We start from the raw sequence: 18,184 nt of genomic DNA, 5'->3' as shown, positions 1-18,184 counted from the left end.
CGACGCCATGCGCAGCCCCCCGCCGCAGACGCTGATTGCGCTTCTTTTGACTGCCATCTGGGGATTGGGGCTTGGGATCGCGCATCTGAGCGATGACATTCCCCTTGTCGACAACGTCGAAGCGACGCTCACGAACCTCCGCAATACACTCGGCGGCAGCCACCAGCCACCCGATCTCGTCACGATCGTCGCCATAGACGACGAAACCTCACGTGTGGCGGGGCACTATCCCTTGCCGCGGGCCAGGCTCGCCAGGATCATCGATGGCATTGCCGCCCTCGGACCCAAAGCAGTCGCGCTCGACATGCTTCTGCTCGACCCTGGCGACGAGGCCGGCGATTCCGCGTTGGAGCAGTCGCTGAAGCGAACCAAGGTCGTGCTGGCGGCGGCCGGCATCTTTCCCGAAAGCCGGCAGCGTGTTGCCTATGACAGCAAGGAGCCTCTTGCCCGCGTGCCGAGCGCGCTGCAATTCCTTGAGCCGCAGCAGCGGTTCGCGGACGCCGCAAGCTACGGCGTCGCCAATGTGCAGACCGACAAGGCAGGAACGCCGCGTTTCGTTCCGATGCTGTTTCGCAGCGGCGAGCGGATCGAACCATCCTTTTCGCTGCGCGTCGTTTCCGCCGCAACCAACGAGCAGACAACCGTCATCTCCGATCATATCAAGATCGGTGATCGGTCCATCCACACCGACACCGGCTATCTCATGCCGCTCTCGTTCTACGGTCCGCGCGGCACGATCCGCACCATCAGCGCCAGCGCGGCGCTCAACGGGCAATTGCCGGAAGCGGCGATCAAGGATCATGTCGTCGTCATCGGCGCAACCGTTACCGGCGGCGGCGATGTCTTTCCAACGCCCTTCGATCCCGTTCTGCCGGGTGTCGAAGTTATATCCACCTCTATCACGCATCTGATCGCCGGAGATGGGCTGGTGCGCGATCGCGGCATTCGCTTCATCGACCTCTATTTCGCCGTCGGTCTACCGCTGCTCGTCGTCGGCCTTCTCTCCTGGCAACGCAGCACCATCGGCCTGATAACGGTGCTCGGCGTCGTCCTTATCTGGTTCGCCATCAATGTCAGCGCCTTCAAGCACGGATACTGGCTGAGTGCCGCCCTGCCGATTGCCGCGACTGTACCTCCCGCGCTGCTGTTTGGCGCGGCGCAGCTTTGGCTCGACCGCCGGCGGGCGGCGCGCTTCGCCGAGCAAAGTCAGCTCCTGCAGCGCGTCGAGGCGCCCGGCCTTGCCGAACATCTTGCTCGCGATCCCGGTTTTCTCGCAAGCCCGGTGCATCAGGAAGCGGCCGTCGTCTTCATCGATATCAACGGCTTCACGGGTCTCAGCGAAGCGATCGGCCCGACAGCCGTGCGGGATTTGCTGAACGGCTTTTACAATCTCGTCGACGAGGAGGTAACCGCATCCGGCGGCGCCATCACCAGCTTCATGGGCGATGGAGCCATGATCCTTTTCGGCCTGCCGCAGCCAAAATCGAGCGATGCCGCCGATGCGGCGCACTGCTGCATTCGTCTGGCCGCGCGGATGAGAGACTGGCTCTCGGTATTGCCGGAAACGGTGGCGTCCCGCATCGGCTTCAAGATCGGCACCCATTTCGGCACCATCGTCGCCTCGAGACTGGGCGGTGGCGGTCGCCAGCAGATCACGGCAACCGGCGACACCGTCAACATCGCCAGCCGTCTGATGGAGGTCGCCGCCAGCAATCGGGCGGAGGTCGCCCTCAGTGACGAGCTGTTACTCTCCGCCGGTCGGGACAGTGCCCCTTTCAGGGAAGGCAGCCTCAGCGGTCCGATCGAAACAAGCCTGCGCGGCCGCGCCGGAACATTGACCATATGGCTTTGGCGCAACCGCGCTTGATCACGGCCGACCTCAACGTGTCGGGTTTCAAACATGCCACATCGGAATGATCGAAATCACCAGGAGACAGGCGAGCGAGATATTGACTACGCGCCATTGCCATTGCGTTTTCAGCAGACGCCCGAGCATCTGTCCGAGAATGCACCACACCGCGAGGGAAAAGGCGGCAACAAGGCAGAAGGTCACACCGAGCAGGATCGCAAGTCTTGTGGGATTTTCCGCCAGCGCGGCGAAAGAGGCGGCGGCACCCATTGTCATCGCCCAGCCCTTGGGATTGTGCCACAACATCCAGAGACCGGCGACGAAGCCAGTCGGCCTCACCATCCGCCCGGCTTCGCTCGGAGGCCCGCTTCTTCCGATCCGGATGGCGAGCCATATCAGATAGAGCGAACCGAACGTCTTCATGGCGATCTGCAACATCGGCAAGGCCAGCAACACGCCGCCAAGCCCCGCGGCAGTGGCGCCGGCCATGGAGCCGAGGCCGAAAGCGAAGCCGGCCATGACAGGTATCGACCGGCGAAAGCCGAAATTGGCGCCGGAGGCCGTTGCGAGCGTCGTCGCGCCGCCCGGCGTTATGGTCGAAACCAATGCAAAGAGGATCAGCGGCAACAGGGGTTCGATCGTCATATCCGGTGTTTCTCCATATCGAGAAAAGAGATAGACGAGGCCTCGGCATCATAAAATCGAATATTGAAGGATCGAGGCATTAGCAATTATAATGCTGGCATGACCCGAAACTTCGACATGGCCTTGATCAGAACGTTCGCCGCTGTTGCCGACCAGCGCAGCATGACGATTGCCGCCAACATGCTGCACATGACCCAGGGCGCCATCAGCCAGCAGATCAAACGGCTTGAGGACATGCTGAGCTGCGCCCTGTTCGAGCGCGACAGACGCGGATTGCGGCTGACAGAAGCGGGCGAACGACTGCTCGTCAATGCCCGGCGCCTGCTGGTCCTGAATGACGAGATCTGGGACGACATGACGGAAAGGACCGTTCGCGGCAGCGTCCGGCTCGGCGTTCCCTATGATCTCGTGGGGGCAACGCTGGCGCCCGTATTGAAATCCTACGCCGAGCGCCATCCGCAGGTGGAGATTTCTCTGATCTGTGCGTCTTCTCCCGAATTGCTGGAAGAACTGGGAAAGGGAACCGTCGACCTATGCGTGGTGGAGGAGTTGTTCGGCGCGTCGCAGGGCGAATGTCTCGGTGTCGAGCGGCTTGTCTGGGTTGGCGCAAAGGCCGGCAATGCCCATCGCAAGGTGCCGCTGCCGATCTCGATGGTGGCCGATACCTGTGCCTTCCGCGCATCGGTATTTGCGGCGCTCAACAAGGACGGGCTACGCTGGCGAACAGTCTTCGAGAACGGCAATATCGAGGCGACCACGGCGACGGTGCGTACGGATCTGGCGGTTACCGCCTGGCTCGCTTCCACCGTTCCCGCCGATCTCGATATCCTCACCGTCGAGCAGGGCCTGCCCGAACTGCCGGTCTTTGCGATCAATCTGCATTTGCCCAAAGGTAATGCGACACCGCAGGCGCTGGAGCTCGCCCGCCACATCCGGGAGGGCATGATGCGGCCGCGCCAATCCGCGGCCGCCTGAGTTCCATCAGTTGATAGACCCGCCTATGCCGCCTTCGGCAATGGGCCGATATAGCGCGACTGCGGCCGGATCAGGCGCCCGTCGAGCGTCTGCTCGCGTGCGTGCGCGATCCAGCCAACCGTACGACCAATCGCGAAGACGCCGGTAAAGGAGTTGCGCGGAAAGCCGAGGGCGTCGAGCAGCAGGGCGGTGTAATATTCGACATTGACGTCCAAGGGCCGATCCGGCTTGCGCTCTCTCAGCAAGGCCAGAGCTGCCGCCTCGATGGCCTCCGCCAAAGCGATGCGGCCGGCATCCGCCTGTCCGCTGGCAAAGATCGGCTTCAGCGCCGTCTTCAGGGCATCGGCGCGCGGATCGCGGACGCGATAGATGCGATGGCCGAAGCCCATCAGCCGCTCACCGTGATCGAGCGCCTGCGACAGCCACGCACGGGCATTTTCGGGCGTTCCGACGCTATCAAGCATGTCGAGAACAGGGCCGGGGGCACCACCATGCAGCGGGCCCTTGAGGGCGCTGATTGCGGCGAGGACGGAGGAGGTCAGTCCGGCATGGGTCGAGGCGATGACGCGGGAGGCGAATGTCGAGGCATTCAATCCATGATCGGAAATCGTCACGAGATAGGCATCGAGACCCGCCGTCTGCTCGGCCGTGGGCACGCGGCCCGTCAGCATGCGCAGAATGTCCGCAGATTGGGAGAGCGAGCCATCCGGCTTGATGGGTACGTCGCCGTTCTGCAGCCGCAGTATGGCAGGCAAGAAAACGGCAGGCGCTGCCATCAGGCGGATTGCGGTCGCGAAGTCCTCGCCATCACCGACGCGCGCCAGCAAGGCGCGCACGACATCCACCGGCGGTAGCGCGAGCACAGCGGCATCGGCAGCCTCCACATGCGCGAAGAGGGCGACACGGGCCGCACCGAGCCGCGTGCCGATGGAGGCTGCTTCGATATGTTCGTCGAACAGGCCATCGAGCAGCAGTGCGGCGACATCCTCGAAGCGGCTGGTCGCCACCAGATCATCCAGCGACACGCCGCGAATGATCAGGCGACCCGCGGCGCCATCGACGTCGGACAGCTTGGTTTCGGCGGCAATGACATCTTCAAGACCACTTTTCATCATCGTTCTCCTTTGACTATCCGATTAGATCGGGTCTATTTTTATTGACGTCAATCTTGATGCAATTGATCAATATGAGGGCCGATGAGCTGGCTGACGGCGGAGCAGGCGCTGGACCTGCTGAGAACGAAATCGCAGACGCTCTATGCCAATGTCAGCCGTGGGCGGATTCGGGCGAAAGCCGATCCAGCGGATACGCGGCGCAGCCTCTATTTCGCTGATGATGTGAAACGGTTGGCCACGCGCCATGCCGGCCGGCGCAAGACCGAGGCAGTGGCAGCCGAAGCCATTCAGTGGGGCGATCCCGTATTGCCATCGGCGCTGTCGACGGTTTCAAATGGCAAGCTCTTCTATCGCGGCAGGGATGCGGCAATGCTTGCCGAAAGCGCAAGCCTCGAAGATATCGCGCTGCTGTTGTGGGATATGAAAAGGCCGTTGCGATTCGAGCAGGGCGATGCCCGGCAAAAGCTACCTTCCCTGGATGTTGCTTTCTCGGCACTTGCGGAGCGCATCACGAGCGATCTGCCGTCACTCGGGCGCTCGCTACCGGCCCTGCAGAATGAAGCCGAAAGCGTGTTCGGCACCGTTGCTGATGCCTTGGCTCCCGGCGCATGGGATCAGCCGCTGCATCAACGTCTTGCCACTGCCTGGAACCGCCCTGATGCGGGCGACATGATCCGCCGCAGCTTCGTCCTGCTTGCCGATCATGAGCTGAATGCCTCGACCTTCACCGCGCGGATCACGGCGTCCGCCGGCGCGACACTATCCGCCGCCACTCTATCCGGCCTTTCGACACTGACGGGGCCGCTACACGGCGGCGCATGGCAGAGTGTGCGCACGCTGATCGCGCGGGCGGCTACGATCGGAGTGGATGAGGCGGTCCGCAGCTATCTGGCGGAGGGGCGGCCATTGCCGGCCTTCGGCCATCAACTCTATCCCGATGTCGATATTCGTGGCGAGGCGTTGCTTGGCTGCTTTACGCTGCCTCCGCTCTTCGGCAGGGTTCGCGATGTCGGCGAACAGCTGGTCGGCGAGCGCGTCAATGTTGACTTTACCTTGACGGCGATGACCCATGCCTATCATCTCCCCGAGGACGCGCCGCTCATCATCTTCGCGCTCGCCCGTACGGTGGGTTGGCTCGCCCATGCCATGGAGCAGGCGACCAGCGGCAGGCTTATTCGCCCGCGAGCGCGCTATGTCGGGCCGCCGGTGCAGTAATTTCATTTCACCGGCAGGTGACAAACCGCTTCGATATTGTGGCCATCCGGATCGAGAATGAAGGCGCCGTAATAGTTCTGATGGTAATGCGGGCGAAGACCGGGAGCGCCGTTATCCGTGCCGCCGGCGGCAAGTGCCAGCCAATGAAATTCATCGACGATTTTTCTGCTCCCGGCTGTAAAGGCGATATGCGCGCCCGTTTGCAGGACGTCGCGCTGGCCGATCCAGAAGAAGGCCTTCGGTCTGATGCCATAGCCCGCAAAGGTTTCACCTTCGGCATAAAGGCGCTCGATAGCGAGAGGGCGCAGTATTGCGTCGTAGAAGGTTTTCGACCGCTCAACATCCCGCACGCCGATTGTCACATGGTCCAGCATATCGAACTCCGATGCGTTGCAGCCGGCTCCATCATCCCCTCCGGATGGCGCCGGCATTGTGATCTGTAAGCTCAACCCAGCCGATGACCAGTTTGCGGCTGACGATCAGACGGATCGTTGCTGCGGCGACCAAAACAACCACGATATTGGCTGCGACGAAGAGAATAGGGGCAAGCTGCGCGACGGGGCCGCTGTCGCCGCGCTCGATTAGCCGCATCGGAGCGGTTGCCAGCGCCGTCGCGCCGAAGGTAAAGGCCCAATAGCCGGGGCTGAACGCTTCCTTCATGATCCATGGCAGGAGGCGAAGCAGGATCAAGGCCTGCAGCAGACCGTACCCGATCATGGCATGGACAAGAGTATCGGCCGGTCCGGCCGTTACGCTCATATAGGCGATGGCGCCAACGGTCGGCGGCGCCAGCTGGATGCCGAGCGTCGGTCGCAGCGGCGGCGGAAGCGCCGGTCCCGTCAGCAGACGATGCAACAAAGCGGATTCGATCGCGAGCCAGCTGAAGAAGCCGGCGCCAAAGAAAAGCTGTGCCCACTGCGGGAAACCGAGAGCAGCACCGACGATCGCGGTAACGAAGCATCCGGCGCCGCTCGGCAGATAAAGCACGGCGGTCGTTGCTGCGATATCGCGCTCGCCATGCCACAGGCCGCCGGTGCGCCACACCGAGAAGGCAAGCGTATAGGCAGCACCGACAAGAAATATGGTTTGGGCGCCGATGCGTGAATAGGGCAGCAATCCGCCGGCGATGAGCATGGTCGTCACGCCGATCAGAGCGAGAAAGCAGCACTGGACAGGATTTGCCACCTCCTTGAAGGCCTCCCCGCGAGCCATCGTCCATTTCAACAGAAAAAGCGCGATCAGCATGAGCCAGACGGCGACACTGATAAACGTCAGCACCTCGCCGACCATCGCGGGCAAATGCCATATCCGCGCGCCCACGCGCCAGGCGTTAGCGAGGCCGGAAAGCCCCAGGACGATGCCGAAAAATGAAGCTGGAACCAGCGGCAGTTTCAGAGACGCAGCCATATGCCTCCTTTGACGCTTCGTGCCGAGCGCCAGCCTATATAGAGATTTGTGCAAAGGACCTGGGATCGATGCTAAATCCATCAAAGCGAATGAGAGAGCAAAATACAGCTTTCCTCGAAGCCGGCAAAGCGCGATCATGGCAAAAAGCAGGGGGTTTCGACAGGCAATATCACAGATGCGTGAGCACGCGAATTTTTCTTCGTTGCTTGCCCCGTGCATAGCTCGCCCGTCATTTGTTCATTGGAAAATATTGCGAAATATCTCTATGCAGTATTCAAACGATTGAAACCGTCCTAGGAGACTGAAACATGCAAATCGGAATGATTGGCCTTGGCCGTATGGGCAACAACATGGTGCAGCGCCTGATGAGGGGCGGTCACAGCGCGGTTGTTTTCGATGCGCGCCCGGAAAGCATTGCTGGGCTTGAACAGCTCGGCGCCACCGGCAGCAAGTCTCTTGCGGACTTCATATCGAAGCTCGCCAAGCCGCGCGTCGTCTGGATGATGCTGCCGGCCGCAATCGTCGATCAGGAACTGGCTACGATTGTCCCGCTGCTCGAAGAGGGCGACATCGTCATTGACGGTGGTAACTCTTACTATCACGACGATATCCGTCGCGCCGAAGAGCTGAAGCCGAAAGGCATCCATTATGTCGACGTCGGCACCAGCGGCGGCGTTTTCGGCCTCGAGCGCGGCTATTGCCTGATGATCGGCGGCGAGAAGGAAACCGTCCAGTATCTGTCGCCGATCTTCGCAACGCTTGCGCCTGGCGTCGGTGACGTCGCTCCGTCGGCGATGCGCTCCGAAGAAGCCAGCAGGAACAGCACGGCTGAGCAGGGCTATCTGCATTGCGGTCCTTCCGGCGCCGGCCATTTCGTCAAGATGGTCCATAATGGTATCGAATACGGCTTGATGGCCGCCTATGCCGAGGGCCTGAATGTTCTGCGCCACGCCAATATCGGCAAGCAGACCGCCGAGAAGGACGCCGAAACGGCACCGCTCTCGCATCCGCAATATTATCGGTATGATCTCGACATCGCTGAAATCTCCGAAGTCTGGCGCCGCGGCAGTGTGATCACCTCCTGGCTACTCGACCTCACCGCCGACGCCCTGCACGGCGACGCAGCGCTTTCGCAATATGCCGGCCGTGTTTCGGACTCCGGCGAGGGCCGTTGGACGATCTCGGCTGCCATCGACGAAGGCGTCCCGACGCCGGTGTTGAGTGCCGCGCTTTATGGCCGCTTCGCGTCACGCGGCAACGACGACTACGCCAACAAGGTTCTCTCCGCCATGCGCGCAGGCTTCGGCGGCCATCACGAGAAGCCGGGCAAGTAGTCGCTCTGCGGATCTGAGCAAATATGAGCCGGGTGGGTCAAACCTCCCGGCTTTTGCTTGCCCGGCTTAGTACCGTTCCGGGAAAATGCGCAGCCGTTTCGAAATGAACGAGCCGCAGCTAGCCCAGCAAATCCGGGCGCAGGAATATGACCTGAGTAGGAGAACCCACCTCAAGCTCGGGTGCATGCGGCGGGCGCACAACCAGGCAGTCGGCGCGCGAAAAGACCTTCATCATCGACGAATCCTGCTTGGAGAAGGGCTCGGCAAGCCAGTTGCCGTCATCGGCCTTGGTCAGCGTCGCTCGGACATAATCCTGGCGCTGATCGTTCGCTGCAAAGGGGGCGCCGGCGAGGGCGATACCCTCGCGTTTTACCGGCGGCAGGGATGCGAGCTTTCTGATCAGCGGCTCGAGAAAGAGCAGGCCGCACACGAGGCTGGAAACTGGATTGCCGGGAAGGCCGAGGACATGCATGTCGCCGAGGCTGCCGACCATCAACGGCTTGCCGGGGCGCATGGCAATGCGCCAGAAATCCAGCTGCATGCCGGCAGCGATCATCGTCGCCTGCACCAGATCGTGATCGCCGACCGAGGCGCCGCCGAGCGTGACGATGACATCGGCCTTCGCCACCTGAGCGCGGCCGATGGCAGCGATAATCTCGTCGCGATCATCGGCGACGATGCCGAGATCAAGCACATGGGCGCCCGCGTTGCGCGCCAGCGCGGCGATGCCGAAGGTGTTCGACGCGATGATCTGCGACGGCCCCGGTTCGTTGCCCGGCACCACGAGCTCGTCGCCGGTCGCCAGAATCGCCACCAGCGGCCGGCGATAGACATCCAAGGCCGGGTGGTTCATGGCCGCGGCAACGGTGAGCCGCGAGAAATCCATGACAGTGCCGGCGGGAAGCACGGTTTCGCCCTCGATGAAATCCTGCCCGCGTGGGCGAATATGCTGTCCCTTGCGCAACGGATAGGTGGTGCGGATGCGACCGCCTTCCAGTCGTCCGGCGTCTTCCTGCAGCAGCACCGAATCGGCACCGGCCGGAACGGGGGCACCTGTGAAGATGCGAACGGCCTCGCCGTTGCCGACGGTTCCCTCGAAAGCATGGCCGGCGGCAGACTCACCGATGACTTGCAGCTCCGAACCCGGCGTTGCCGCATCGTCGAAGCGCAACGCATAGCCATCCATTGCCGAGGCGTCGAAGGGCGGTTGGGTCAGGCGGGCCGGCAGATCCCTGGCCAGGACGCGGCCTTCGGCCATATCGAGCGCAACGCTCTCAAAGCGATGAATTGACGTTGCGCTGTTCAGCAGCCGCGCTTGTGCTTCGGCAACGGGCAATAGGCTCATATATCAGGCCTCTGGATGGCGGAAATCGCCGGATTTGCCGCCGGACTTCTCCAATAATGTGATGCCGCCGATTTCCATGCCCCGATCAGCGGCCTTGGCCATGTCGTAGATCGTCAGGCAGGCAACGGAAACCGCCGTCAGCGCTTCCATCTCAACGCCGGTGCGGCCGGTCAGCTTTGCGGTTGCGGTGACGCGCAGGCCGGGTAGGGCAGTATCCTCCATGATATCGACGGCAACCTTCGTCAGCATCAACGGGTGGCAGAGAGGAATGAGATTGCTCGTCTGCTTCGCCGCCATGATGCCGGCAAGCCGCGCGGTGCCGATGACGTCGCCCTTCTTGGCATTGCCGTCGCGAATCAACGCCAGGGTCTCCGGCTTCATCCTGACATAGCCCGTGGCCGTGGCGCTGCGCGCCGTTTCAGCCTTGTCGCCGACATCGACCATATGAGCTTCGCCCGAAGCATCGATATGCGTGAGACCGGCCTTCGACATGCTCATCCTACTCGGCCGCCAAAATACCGATTTCGCCGTTCAGCAGCAGCCGTGTCGCTGCCGTGACGTCATCCTTGCGCATCAGGCTCTCGCCGACGAGGAAAGTGGTGATGCCTACGGCTTCGAGGCGCTTGCAATCGGCGTGGGTGAAGACACCGCTTTCGCCGACCAGCAGCCGGCCCTCTGGAACCAAGGCGGCGAGGTTCTCGCTGACGGTCAGGCTGACTTCGAAGGTGCGCAGATTGCGGTTGTTGATACCGATCAGCGGCGAAGAGAGCTTTAGCGCCCGCTCCATCTCCTCCGCATCATGGACCTCGACCAGCACATCCATGCCGAGACCGAAGGCTTCGTCCTGGAGACGTTGCGCCTCATCATCGGAGAGCGAGGCCATGATGAGCAGAACGCAATCCGCCCCCCAGGCGCGGGCTTCCTGCACCTGATAGGTATCGAACATAAAGTCCTTGCGCAGCGCCGGCAGCGCGCACGCCGCGCGGGCAGCCATCAGGAACTCGGGCGCGCCCTGGAAGCTCGGCGTATCGGTCAAAACCGAAAGGCAGGCCGCTCCGCCCGCTTCATAAGCCTTGGCAAGCGCCGGCGGATCGAAATCGGGGCGAATCAGGCCCTTCGAGGGGCTTGCCTTCTTGATCTCGGCAATCAGGCCGAAAACACCGGCGCCTTGCTTGGCGAGCAGCGCCTTGTGAAAGCCGCGCGGCGCGGATTGCTCCGCCTGCATCGCCTTGAGATCGGCAAGCGAAAACTTGGCCTTTGCAGCGGCGATCTCTTCGCGCTTGTAAGCCTCGATCTTCTGAAGGATATCGGTCATGACGTCCTAGTCCTGTCCTTCCTCATTGGAAATGGCGATGAGCTTTTCCAATGCAACGGCGGTGGCGCCGCTATCGAGCGAATGTGCGGCGAGCTTCATGCCATCATGAAGCGTTTCCGCCTTGCCGGCAATGACCAACGAGGCAGCCGCATTGGCCAGCGCAATGTCGCGATAGGCGTTCTTCTCACCGCCCAAGACGGCCCGCAGAGCAGCGGCATTGGCAACGCCGTCGCCGCCCTTGAGATCGGCTAGGTCGGCATGCTGAAGGCCGAAATCTGATGGCGTGAGCTCGAAGGAGCGGATCTTGCCGTTTTCCAATGCTGCGACGGAGGTCTTGCCGGTCGTCGTGATTTCGTCGAGGCCGTCACCATGCACGACCCAGACGCTCTCCGCATTCAAATCCTTGAGGACCTCGGCCAGCGGCAATACCCATTGCGGCGCGAAGACGCCGAGCAACTGGCGGCGCGCACCCGCCGGGTTAGAGAGAGGGCCAAGCAGATTGAAGATCGTCCGCGTACCGAGCTCGACGCGCGAGGGGCCGACATGACGCATGGAAGAATGATGCAGCTGCGCGAACATGAAGCCGATACCGGCCTCCTGAATGCAGCGGGCGATCGTTTCCGGGCCGATGTCGAGCTTGATGCCCAGCACGGATTGCGTGTCGGCCGTGCCGGCCTTCGAACTTTGAGCACGATTGCCATGCTTGGCGACGGGCACGCCGGCGCCGGCAACGATGAACGCAGCCAGCGTCGAGATATTGTAGGTGCCGACGCCATCGCCGCCGGTGCCGACGATGTCGATGGCATCCGCCGGCGCCTTCACCGGCAGCATCTTGGCGCGCATCGTGGTGACAGCGCCGACGATTTCGTCCACCGTCTCGCCGCGCACGCGCAACGCCATGAGAAAGGCGCCGATCTGCGACGGCGTGGCCTCGCCCGACATCAGGATTTCGAATGCCTGCCTGGCTTCGTCCCGCGTCAGTGCCTCACGATTGGCGACCTTGGCGAGGAAAGGCTTCAATTCGGTCATTGATGATCCATCCTCCCGAGCGGGCCTAGCGAGACATCGCCTGTTCGGCGAGGCTCTGGTTGACCGTGACGGCGTATTTGGACTGCAGCTGGCCGACGATCTGGTCGAGGATATCGTCGCCGGCGGCGTTGGCGATCTGGGCGACCTGCTGGTCGTCGTTGCTCAGCGCATCGGTGGTCGGATTGTCGTTGACATCGGTGACCTTGACTAGGATTTGCGTCGTGTCATCCGCGCCCACCGCGTTCGCAGCCGTATCGACCGGGCCGGAGAAGGCGGCAGCGATACCGCCGCGGCCCAGAACCGGGTCGTCCGTCGAGCGCATCACGCCGGTCTTGCTTTCGACGGCGATGCCAAGCGGTGCGGCGATATCGGCAAGCGACTTGCCCTTCTGCGCTTCCTGCTTCAGCTCGGCCGCCTTGGCGGCGAGCGCGATCTTCTGCTGCTCGGCGGTCCAGTCGGCGACTGCCTTTTCACGCACCTCGGAAAGCGGGCGATCGTGGTCGGGCGTGACGGTCATGACGTCGTACCAGATGTAACCGTCGTTACCGACCGTCAGGGGTGCGGGGTTGCCACCCTGATCAGCCTTGAAGACTTCCGAAATCAGCTGCTGGCGGGCCGGCAGATCCTTGATCTCATTGCCGCTCTGATCAAGGCCGGCCTGATCGATCGCATCGACAGTGACGAGTTTCAGCTTGAGCTGCGACGCCGCATCCTGCAACGATGAGCCGGAACCGCGCAGGTCTTCGAACTTGTCGTGGACACTGGTGATTTCGTTGGCGGCGTTGCCGAGAGCAATCTGCTTGCGGATATCTTCCTTGACCTCGTCGAAACTTTTTGCCGTTTCATTCTTCACATTGGTCACGCGCAGGATGACCGGGCCAAACGAGCCGTCGACGACGGGGGACGTGCCGCCTTCCTTGGAGACAGCGAAAGCAGCTTCGGCAACGGTTTTGTCCGGAACCTGATCCTTGGTGAAGGTGCCTAACAACACGTCGGACGGCTTCTTGCCCTGATCGGAAACGAGCTGATCGAATGTCGTGCCGGTCTTCAGCGCGTCGGCCGCCGCGTTGGCGAGATCCTTGTTGGCGAAGGTCAGCTGCTCGATGGTACGCGTTCCCGGCGTAGTGAAGCTGTCCTTGCGCTTGTCGAACTGCGCGCGCACTTCGTCATCCGTAACACTTGCCGTATCGGCAATATCCTCGGCCTGCAGCTTCACAAAGGCGAACTTGCGATATTCAGGCGCGCGATATTTCGACTTCACGCCATCGAACCACTTCTGCAGCACGTCGTCGGCCGGTGCCTTGACGGGATCGATATTGGCGTTGGTCAAAATCAGATAATCGATGCTGCGGCTCTCGTCGTGATACTGCTTGACGGCATCGACAAGAACCTTCGGTGCGGTAAAGCCGTTCGATACCGCGTCGACGATCTGGCCGCGGATCGCGACCTTGCTGCGCTCCTTGATGTAGTCGTCGGGCGATATGCTGCTGTTGCGCAGAAGCATATCGAATTTTTGACGATCGAAGGCGCCGTTTGCGGCCTTGAAGGCCGGATCATCGCCGATGAGCTTGGCGAGCCGGTCCTGGGAGAGGCCGAGGTTCATGTCGGCGGCAAGCTGGTCGAGCGAGGCGCCAGCCACAAGCTGTGAGACCGTCTGCTGCCCGATGCCGAAGGCACGAGCCTGCTCCGGCGTGATCTGCATGCGCAATTGTTGGCTGATCGCCTGGATCTGGCGGCGATAGGCAAGACGGAACTCGTTGGTATCGATGTGCTGATCGCCAACCGTGACAACGGTATTGCTATTGCCGCCGGTGATGAGGGATCGCTCAACGCCCCACACGCCGAAGGCCGCCGCAAGAAGAAGCAACAATCCCTTGGCAACCCAGGTCTGGGCGATTTTTCTCAGCACTTCGAACATCGGAAAGCAAACCTCGTCATCATCAAGTCTTCGCCTGCAGGCGAAACAATCGGAGTTCCTTAGAACAATCCGAACCGGAATTGAAGAGCCAGTGGGGAAATCGCCGGATGAGGCGCAGCTGTGCCGGAACCTTTGATAGGAAGCAGCGTTCTAACAACACGGAAACACAAGGAGCACACGATGGCAGAGACGAAATCAGCCTCAACTCAGTCGTCTTCGGCGCGAGCGCAGACGGAAACGGCAATGGAGGACCTTGCCGCCCAGGTCGCAGCGTTGCGCGAAGATTTGGCAAAGCTGTCGCAAAGCGTGGCAGCTGTGGGGCAGGGAGCCAAGTCTGTCGTCGCGGAAGAAGCCCAGGAGCTTACCGAGCAGTTGCGCGAGAGAGTTCGCGAAGAGCCGATCTTCATGGTCGCCGCCGCAGCCGGCATCGGCTATCTCATCGGCCTTCTCAGTCGGCGCTAGCCTAGACCGAATTTTCGACCGGTGGAGCGAACCCCACGCTCCCATCCGATTTGCGAAACTGCCGAAAAGGCGCGGATCAATGGTCCGCGCCTTTTCAATTGGCCGTGAGGGACCGGCAAGGCTCTTTCTCCGCCGCTTCATTCGCGCCGCGTGCAGGGCGCCGACCGAGTGCGACATCTTTGCGACACAACCTGCGACATCTTCGACCATCGCTATTTCTTGATCGCATACCCTCTTGTATCACATGGACGCTTACTATACGTAGCGATAATTATAAGGTTGCTTATGAATAGCAGGCTCTTTATACTATGAGTTTATCGCCTACCCTCGGTTTTCTCCTCCATGACGTTGCCCGGCTTCTTCGCAAGCGCTTCGAGCAGCGCGCGAAAGATTTGGGCCTGACGCGCTCGCAGTGGCAGACGCTCGCCTATCTTGCAAACAATGAAGGCATCCATCAGGCCGGTCTTGCGGAGATACTGGAGATCGAGCCGATCACGCTCGTTCGCATCCTCGACAAGCTGAGCGATCGCGGCCTGGTGGAGCGCCGGCAACATCCGAGCGATCGGCGAAGCTGGCTTCTCTACATGCGCGAAGAGGCACGCCCGTTGATGGAATCGATGCGCAGCATTGGCGACCAGACACGCAAGGAAGCGCTCGAAGGAACCTCCCAGGACGATCACGAGCTGCTCTACGAATTGCTTACCATTATGAAATCGAACCTGCTTAGCGCCTGCCGTTCAAAGGCAGTTGACAAAGAGATAGAACATGGCTGACGTATCCTCTTCGCTTCGCGTACCCGCGAACGCAAACTCCGCTGAACAAAATCAAGCTCCTGTCGCCGAGGCTCCATCCTCCAACCCGGCAGCACAGCCTTCCACGACCGCAACCCCCGCACCTGCAGCACCACCCGAGGCGCCGCGCAAACGCCGCAGCCTGACGCGACCGGTCCTGTTTGCGCTGCTTCCAGTCGCCCTCGTCATCGGTGGCTACTACTACGTCACCGGCGGACAGATCATGTCCACGGACAATGCCTATATCCAGGCCGACATGGTCGGTGTTTCCACGGATGTCTCCGGTACGGTGATCTCGGTCGACGTGCACGAAAACGAAACCGTGAAGAAAGGGCAGGTGCTCTTCCGCCTGAAGCCCGATTCGTTCCGGATCGCGCTCGAAGGCGCTCAGGCGCAGCTCGGCAATGCCAGAAACCAGATCCTGAACCTGCAGGCGAGCTACAAGCAATCCCTGGCGGAGATTACCCAGGCGCAAGCCGATCTTCCCTACTATCAGACCGAATTCGATCGCCAGCAAAACCTGATTACCAATTCGGTTGCTTCCAAGGCGGCTCTCGACCAGGCCAGGCATAATCTCGAAGCCGCGCAGCAGAAGGTATTGGTCGCACAGGCCACGGCTGCCGCCACGCTCGCCCAGTTGGGCGGCGAGGGCACCGCCGACCTGCCCGCCGAACAGAACCCGCTCTATCTGCAGGCCAAGGCCGCTGTCGACAATGCGCAGCGCGAACTTGACGATACCGTCGTTAAGGCTCCCTTCGATGGCGTCACGGCCAATGTCCCCTCTCTGCAGGTCGGCGCGTACCTGACGGCGGCGCAGCAGGGCTTTTCGCTGGTTTCCACCACGCATATGTGGATCAGCGCCAGCCCGAAGGAAACCGAGCTCACCTATGTGCGGCCCGGCCAGAAGGTCGACATCTCGGTCGATGCCTATCCCGGCGTAATCTGGAAGGGAACGGTCGCCAGCATCGCGCCTGCATCCGGCTCCAGCTTCTCGCTGCTACCGGCACAGAACACCACCGGCAACTGGGTCAAGGTCGTGCAGCGCATACCGATGATCATCAATATCGACGACACGGCCGGCAAGCCGCCGCTGCGCGTCGGGATGAGCGTCGTCGCAGACGTCGACACCGGCCACGCCCGCGGACTACCGGACTTCATCACCAACCTGCTGGGCCATTCCCGCGGTCAGGATCATGAGTAACACCACCACAGCTTCGCCCGTAGCGCCCGTCGCCAATCGCGGCGCGATCACCGCCTGCGTCATCCTGTCCGTTATCATGCAGGCGCTGGATACGACCATCGCCAACGTCGCGCTGCCACACATTCAGGGCGACGTCTCGGCCAGCTCCGACCAGATCAACTGGGTCCTGACCTCCTATATTGTCGCGGCGGCGATCATGACGCCGCCCTCGGGCTTCCTTTCGGCCAAGTTCGGCCGCAAGCGCGTGCTGCTGGTGGCGATCGCCGGCTTCGTCGCCGCCTCGGTCCTCTGCGGCCTGTCGGAGTCATTGATACAGATCGTCGGCTTCCGCCTGCTGCAGGGCCTGTTCGGCGCGGCGCTCGTGCCGCTGTCGCAGGGCATCCTGCTCGACATCTACAGTGTCGAGGAGCGTGGCCGCGCCATGGCGCTGTTCGGCGTCTCGGTCATGGTCGGCCCCGTGCTAGGGCCTGTGATCGGCGGCTGGCTGACCGACAATATCAGCTGGCGCTGGGTGTTCTACATCAACGTGCCGATCGGCGCGCTCGCCTTCTTCGGCATCGTCGTCTACGTGACGGAGACGAAGCTCGATGCATTCGCCAAGCTCGACTGGTTCGGTTTCAGCATGCTCTCGATCGCGATTGCCGGTCTGCAGCTTTTCCTCGACCGTGGCGAGCAGCTGGACTGGTTCTATTCGACCGAGATCATCATCGAGGCACTCGTCTGCGTCAGCGCCTTCTATCTCTTCATCGTGCACATGTTCACGGCCGAGCGAAGTTTCGTCAATCCGCGACTCTTCATGGACCAGAACTTTGCCGTCAGCATCCTGTTCATCTTCATCGTCGGCGTGACCTATCTGGCTTCGCTGGCGCTGATGACGCCCTACCTGCAGACATTGATGGGCTATCCAGTCGTAACAGCCGGTATCGTCATGGGACCGCGCGGCCTTGGCACGATGTTCTGCATGTTCCTGGTGGGACGCCTGATCGGCAAGGTGGATACGCGCTGGCTGCTGTTCATCGGCCTCGCGCTGACGGCCTGGGCTATGTACGACATGACGGGCTGGACACCGAATGTTTCGCAATGGACGTTGATATCAGTCGGCTTCGTCCAGGGGGCGGGCTTGGGCTTCCTCTTCGTGCCGCTGACGACGATCGCTTTCGCGACGCTGCCGGCACAGATGCGCGGCGAGGGAACGGGCCTCTACAACCTCTCGCGAAATATCGGCTCCAGCGTCGGCATCTCTGTCGTTTCGATGCTGATTACCGAGAACACGCAGGTCAATCACGCCAACATCGCCGCCTATGTGACACCGTTCAACCGCCATTTCGACGCGACGGCGGCGCAAGGCCTCAGCCCCCTTACGGCAGTCGGCAGGGCCACGCTCGACGGCATGATCACGACGCAGGCAACGATCATCGCCTACATAGACGATTTCAAGCTGCTGATGCTGATGTCGATCTGCGCCATGCCGCTGCTGGTGCTCCTGCGCAAGCCGAAGGCACCGCCGGCGGTCGACCATAGCGTCGCAATGGAATAGACACGCAGCCTTTCCAGTTTCACTGCGTGGCTTCATGGCCGCCGGG

The 18,184-nt window shown here is 61.6% G+C and carries 17 protein-coding genes; 8 read left to right on the top strand and 9 right to left on the bottom strand.

The window, feature by feature from the left end; genetic code table 11:
- Positions 1-7: 7 nt before the first annotated feature.
- Positions 8-1,867, top strand: a complete 1,860-nt coding sequence (locus tag ACIQWP_RS23625) for a CHASE2 domain-containing protein (RefSeq protein ID WP_402792859.1) — start codon at positions 8-10, stop codon at positions 1,865-1,867.
- Positions 1,868-1,894: 27 nt separating this feature from the next.
- Here ACIQWP_RS23625 and ACIQWP_RS23620 read toward each other — a convergent pair whose 3' ends face one another.
- Positions 1,895-2,494: a LysE family translocator gene (locus ACIQWP_RS23620; RefSeq protein ID WP_402792857.1), complete on the bottom strand. Its 600-nt coding sequence runs from the start codon at positions 2,492-2,494 to the stop codon at positions 1,895-1,897.
- A 99-nt stretch (positions 2,495-2,593) separates the two neighbouring features.
- Here ACIQWP_RS23620 and ACIQWP_RS23615 point away from each other — a divergent pair, with 99 nt between their 5' ends.
- A complete protein-coding gene (locus tag ACIQWP_RS23615) occupies positions 2,594-3,469 on the top strand; it encodes a LysR family transcriptional regulator (protein ID WP_402792855.1) in 876 nt (291 codons plus the stop codon).
- A gap of 23 nt (positions 3,470-3,492) precedes the next feature.
- On the opposite strand, the gene ACIQWP_RS23610 is transcribed toward ACIQWP_RS23615, so the two are convergent.
- Positions 3,493-4,581 (bottom strand): citrate synthase/methylcitrate synthase, encoded by a 1,089-nt coding sequence (locus tag ACIQWP_RS23610; RefSeq protein WP_402792853.1) that lies wholly within the window; start codon positions 4,579-4,581, stop codon positions 3,493-3,495.
- Between the two features lie 84 nt (positions 4,582-4,665).
- Between ACIQWP_RS23610 and ACIQWP_RS23605 the strand changes: the two genes are divergently transcribed.
- Entirely contained in the window at positions 4,666-5,799 is a 1,134-nt protein-coding gene (locus ACIQWP_RS23605; protein WP_402792851.1) for a citrate synthase, read from the top strand.
- A 2-nt stretch (positions 5,800-5,801) separates the two neighbouring features.
- On the opposite strand, the gene ACIQWP_RS23600 is transcribed toward ACIQWP_RS23605, so the two are convergent.
- Positions 5,802-6,173 (bottom strand): VOC family protein, encoded by a 372-nt coding sequence (locus ACIQWP_RS23600; RefSeq protein ID WP_402792850.1) that lies wholly within the window; start codon positions 6,171-6,173, stop codon positions 5,802-5,804.
- A gap of 31 nt (positions 6,174-6,204) precedes the next feature.
- Positions 6,205-7,206, bottom strand: a complete 1,002-nt coding sequence (tehA, locus tag ACIQWP_RS23595) for a dicarboxylate transporter/tellurite-resistance protein TehA (RefSeq protein WP_402792848.1) — start codon at positions 7,204-7,206, stop codon at positions 6,205-6,207.
- A gap of 308 nt (positions 7,207-7,514) precedes the next feature.
- Between tehA and gnd the strand changes: the two genes are divergently transcribed.
- Entirely contained in the window at positions 7,515-8,540 is a 1,026-nt protein-coding gene (gnd, locus tag ACIQWP_RS23590; RefSeq protein ID WP_402792846.1) for a phosphogluconate dehydrogenase (NAD(+)-dependent, decarboxylating), read from the top strand.
- 118 nt (positions 8,541-8,658) lie between these two features.
- On the opposite strand, the gene glp is transcribed toward gnd, so the two are convergent.
- The 5 genes from glp to ACIQWP_RS23565 are packed head-to-tail and all read right to left on the bottom strand — an operon-like array spanning position 8,659 to position 14,147.
- On the bottom strand, positions 8,659-9,885 hold the full coding sequence (gene glp, locus ACIQWP_RS23585; RefSeq protein ID WP_402792844.1) for a gephyrin-like molybdotransferase Glp: 1,227 nt from the start codon (positions 9,883-9,885) through the stop codon (positions 8,659-8,661).
- A gap of 3 nt (positions 9,886-9,888) precedes the next feature.
- Positions 9,889-10,383, bottom strand: a complete 495-nt coding sequence (gene moaC / locus ACIQWP_RS23580) for a cyclic pyranopterin monophosphate synthase MoaC (protein WP_402792842.1) — start codon at positions 10,381-10,383, stop codon at positions 9,889-9,891.
- A gap of 1 nt (position 10,384) precedes the next feature.
- Positions 10,385-11,200 (bottom strand): indole-3-glycerol phosphate synthase TrpC, encoded by an 816-nt coding sequence (gene trpC / locus ACIQWP_RS23575; protein ID WP_402792841.1) that lies wholly within the window; start codon positions 11,198-11,200, stop codon positions 10,385-10,387.
- A 6-nt stretch (positions 11,201-11,206) separates the two neighbouring features.
- The gene (gene trpD / locus ACIQWP_RS23570; protein ID WP_402792839.1) at positions 11,207-12,229 is read right to left on the bottom strand and encodes an anthranilate phosphoribosyltransferase; all 1,023 of its coding nucleotides are present in this window, start codon (positions 12,227-12,229) and stop codon (positions 11,207-11,209) included.
- A gap of 25 nt (positions 12,230-12,254) precedes the next feature.
- A complete protein-coding gene (locus ACIQWP_RS23565; protein WP_402792837.1) occupies positions 12,255-14,147 on the bottom strand; it encodes a SurA N-terminal domain-containing protein in 1,893 nt (630 codons plus the stop codon).
- Between the two features lie 180 nt (positions 14,148-14,327).
- Here ACIQWP_RS23565 and ACIQWP_RS23560 point away from each other — a divergent pair, with 180 nt between their 5' ends.
- From ACIQWP_RS23560 to ACIQWP_RS23545, 4 genes are all read left to right on the top strand, one after another.
- Positions 14,328-14,609: a hypothetical protein gene (locus tag ACIQWP_RS23560; protein WP_402792835.1), complete on the top strand. Its 282-nt coding sequence runs from the start codon at positions 14,328-14,330 to the stop codon at positions 14,607-14,609.
- A gap of 308 nt (positions 14,610-14,917) precedes the next feature.
- Entirely contained in the window at positions 14,918-15,382 is a 465-nt protein-coding gene (locus ACIQWP_RS23555; protein ID WP_402792833.1) for a MarR family winged helix-turn-helix transcriptional regulator, read from the top strand.
- Positions 15,375-16,601: an HlyD family secretion protein gene (locus ACIQWP_RS23550; RefSeq protein WP_402792831.1), complete on the top strand. Its 1,227-nt coding sequence runs from the start codon at positions 15,375-15,377 to the stop codon at positions 16,599-16,601. Before ACIQWP_RS23555 ends, ACIQWP_RS23550 begins: the two co-directional genes overlap by 8 nt.
- On the top strand, positions 16,594-18,138 hold the full coding sequence (locus ACIQWP_RS23545) for a DHA2 family efflux MFS transporter permease subunit (protein WP_402792829.1): 1,545 nt from the start codon (positions 16,594-16,596) through the stop codon (positions 18,136-18,138). The genes ACIQWP_RS23550 and ACIQWP_RS23545 overlap by 8 nt, the downstream gene beginning before the upstream one ends.
- Positions 18,139-18,184 lie beyond the last annotated feature (46 nt).

Source organism: Rhizobium sp. NPDC090279 (assembly GCF_044769665.1).
Lineage (GTDB): Bacteria > Pseudomonadota > Alphaproteobacteria > Rhizobiales > Rhizobiaceae > Rhizobium.
Note: the sequence above shows the minus strand (reverse complement) of the source record. Positions and strands in the feature narration are given on the sequence as shown.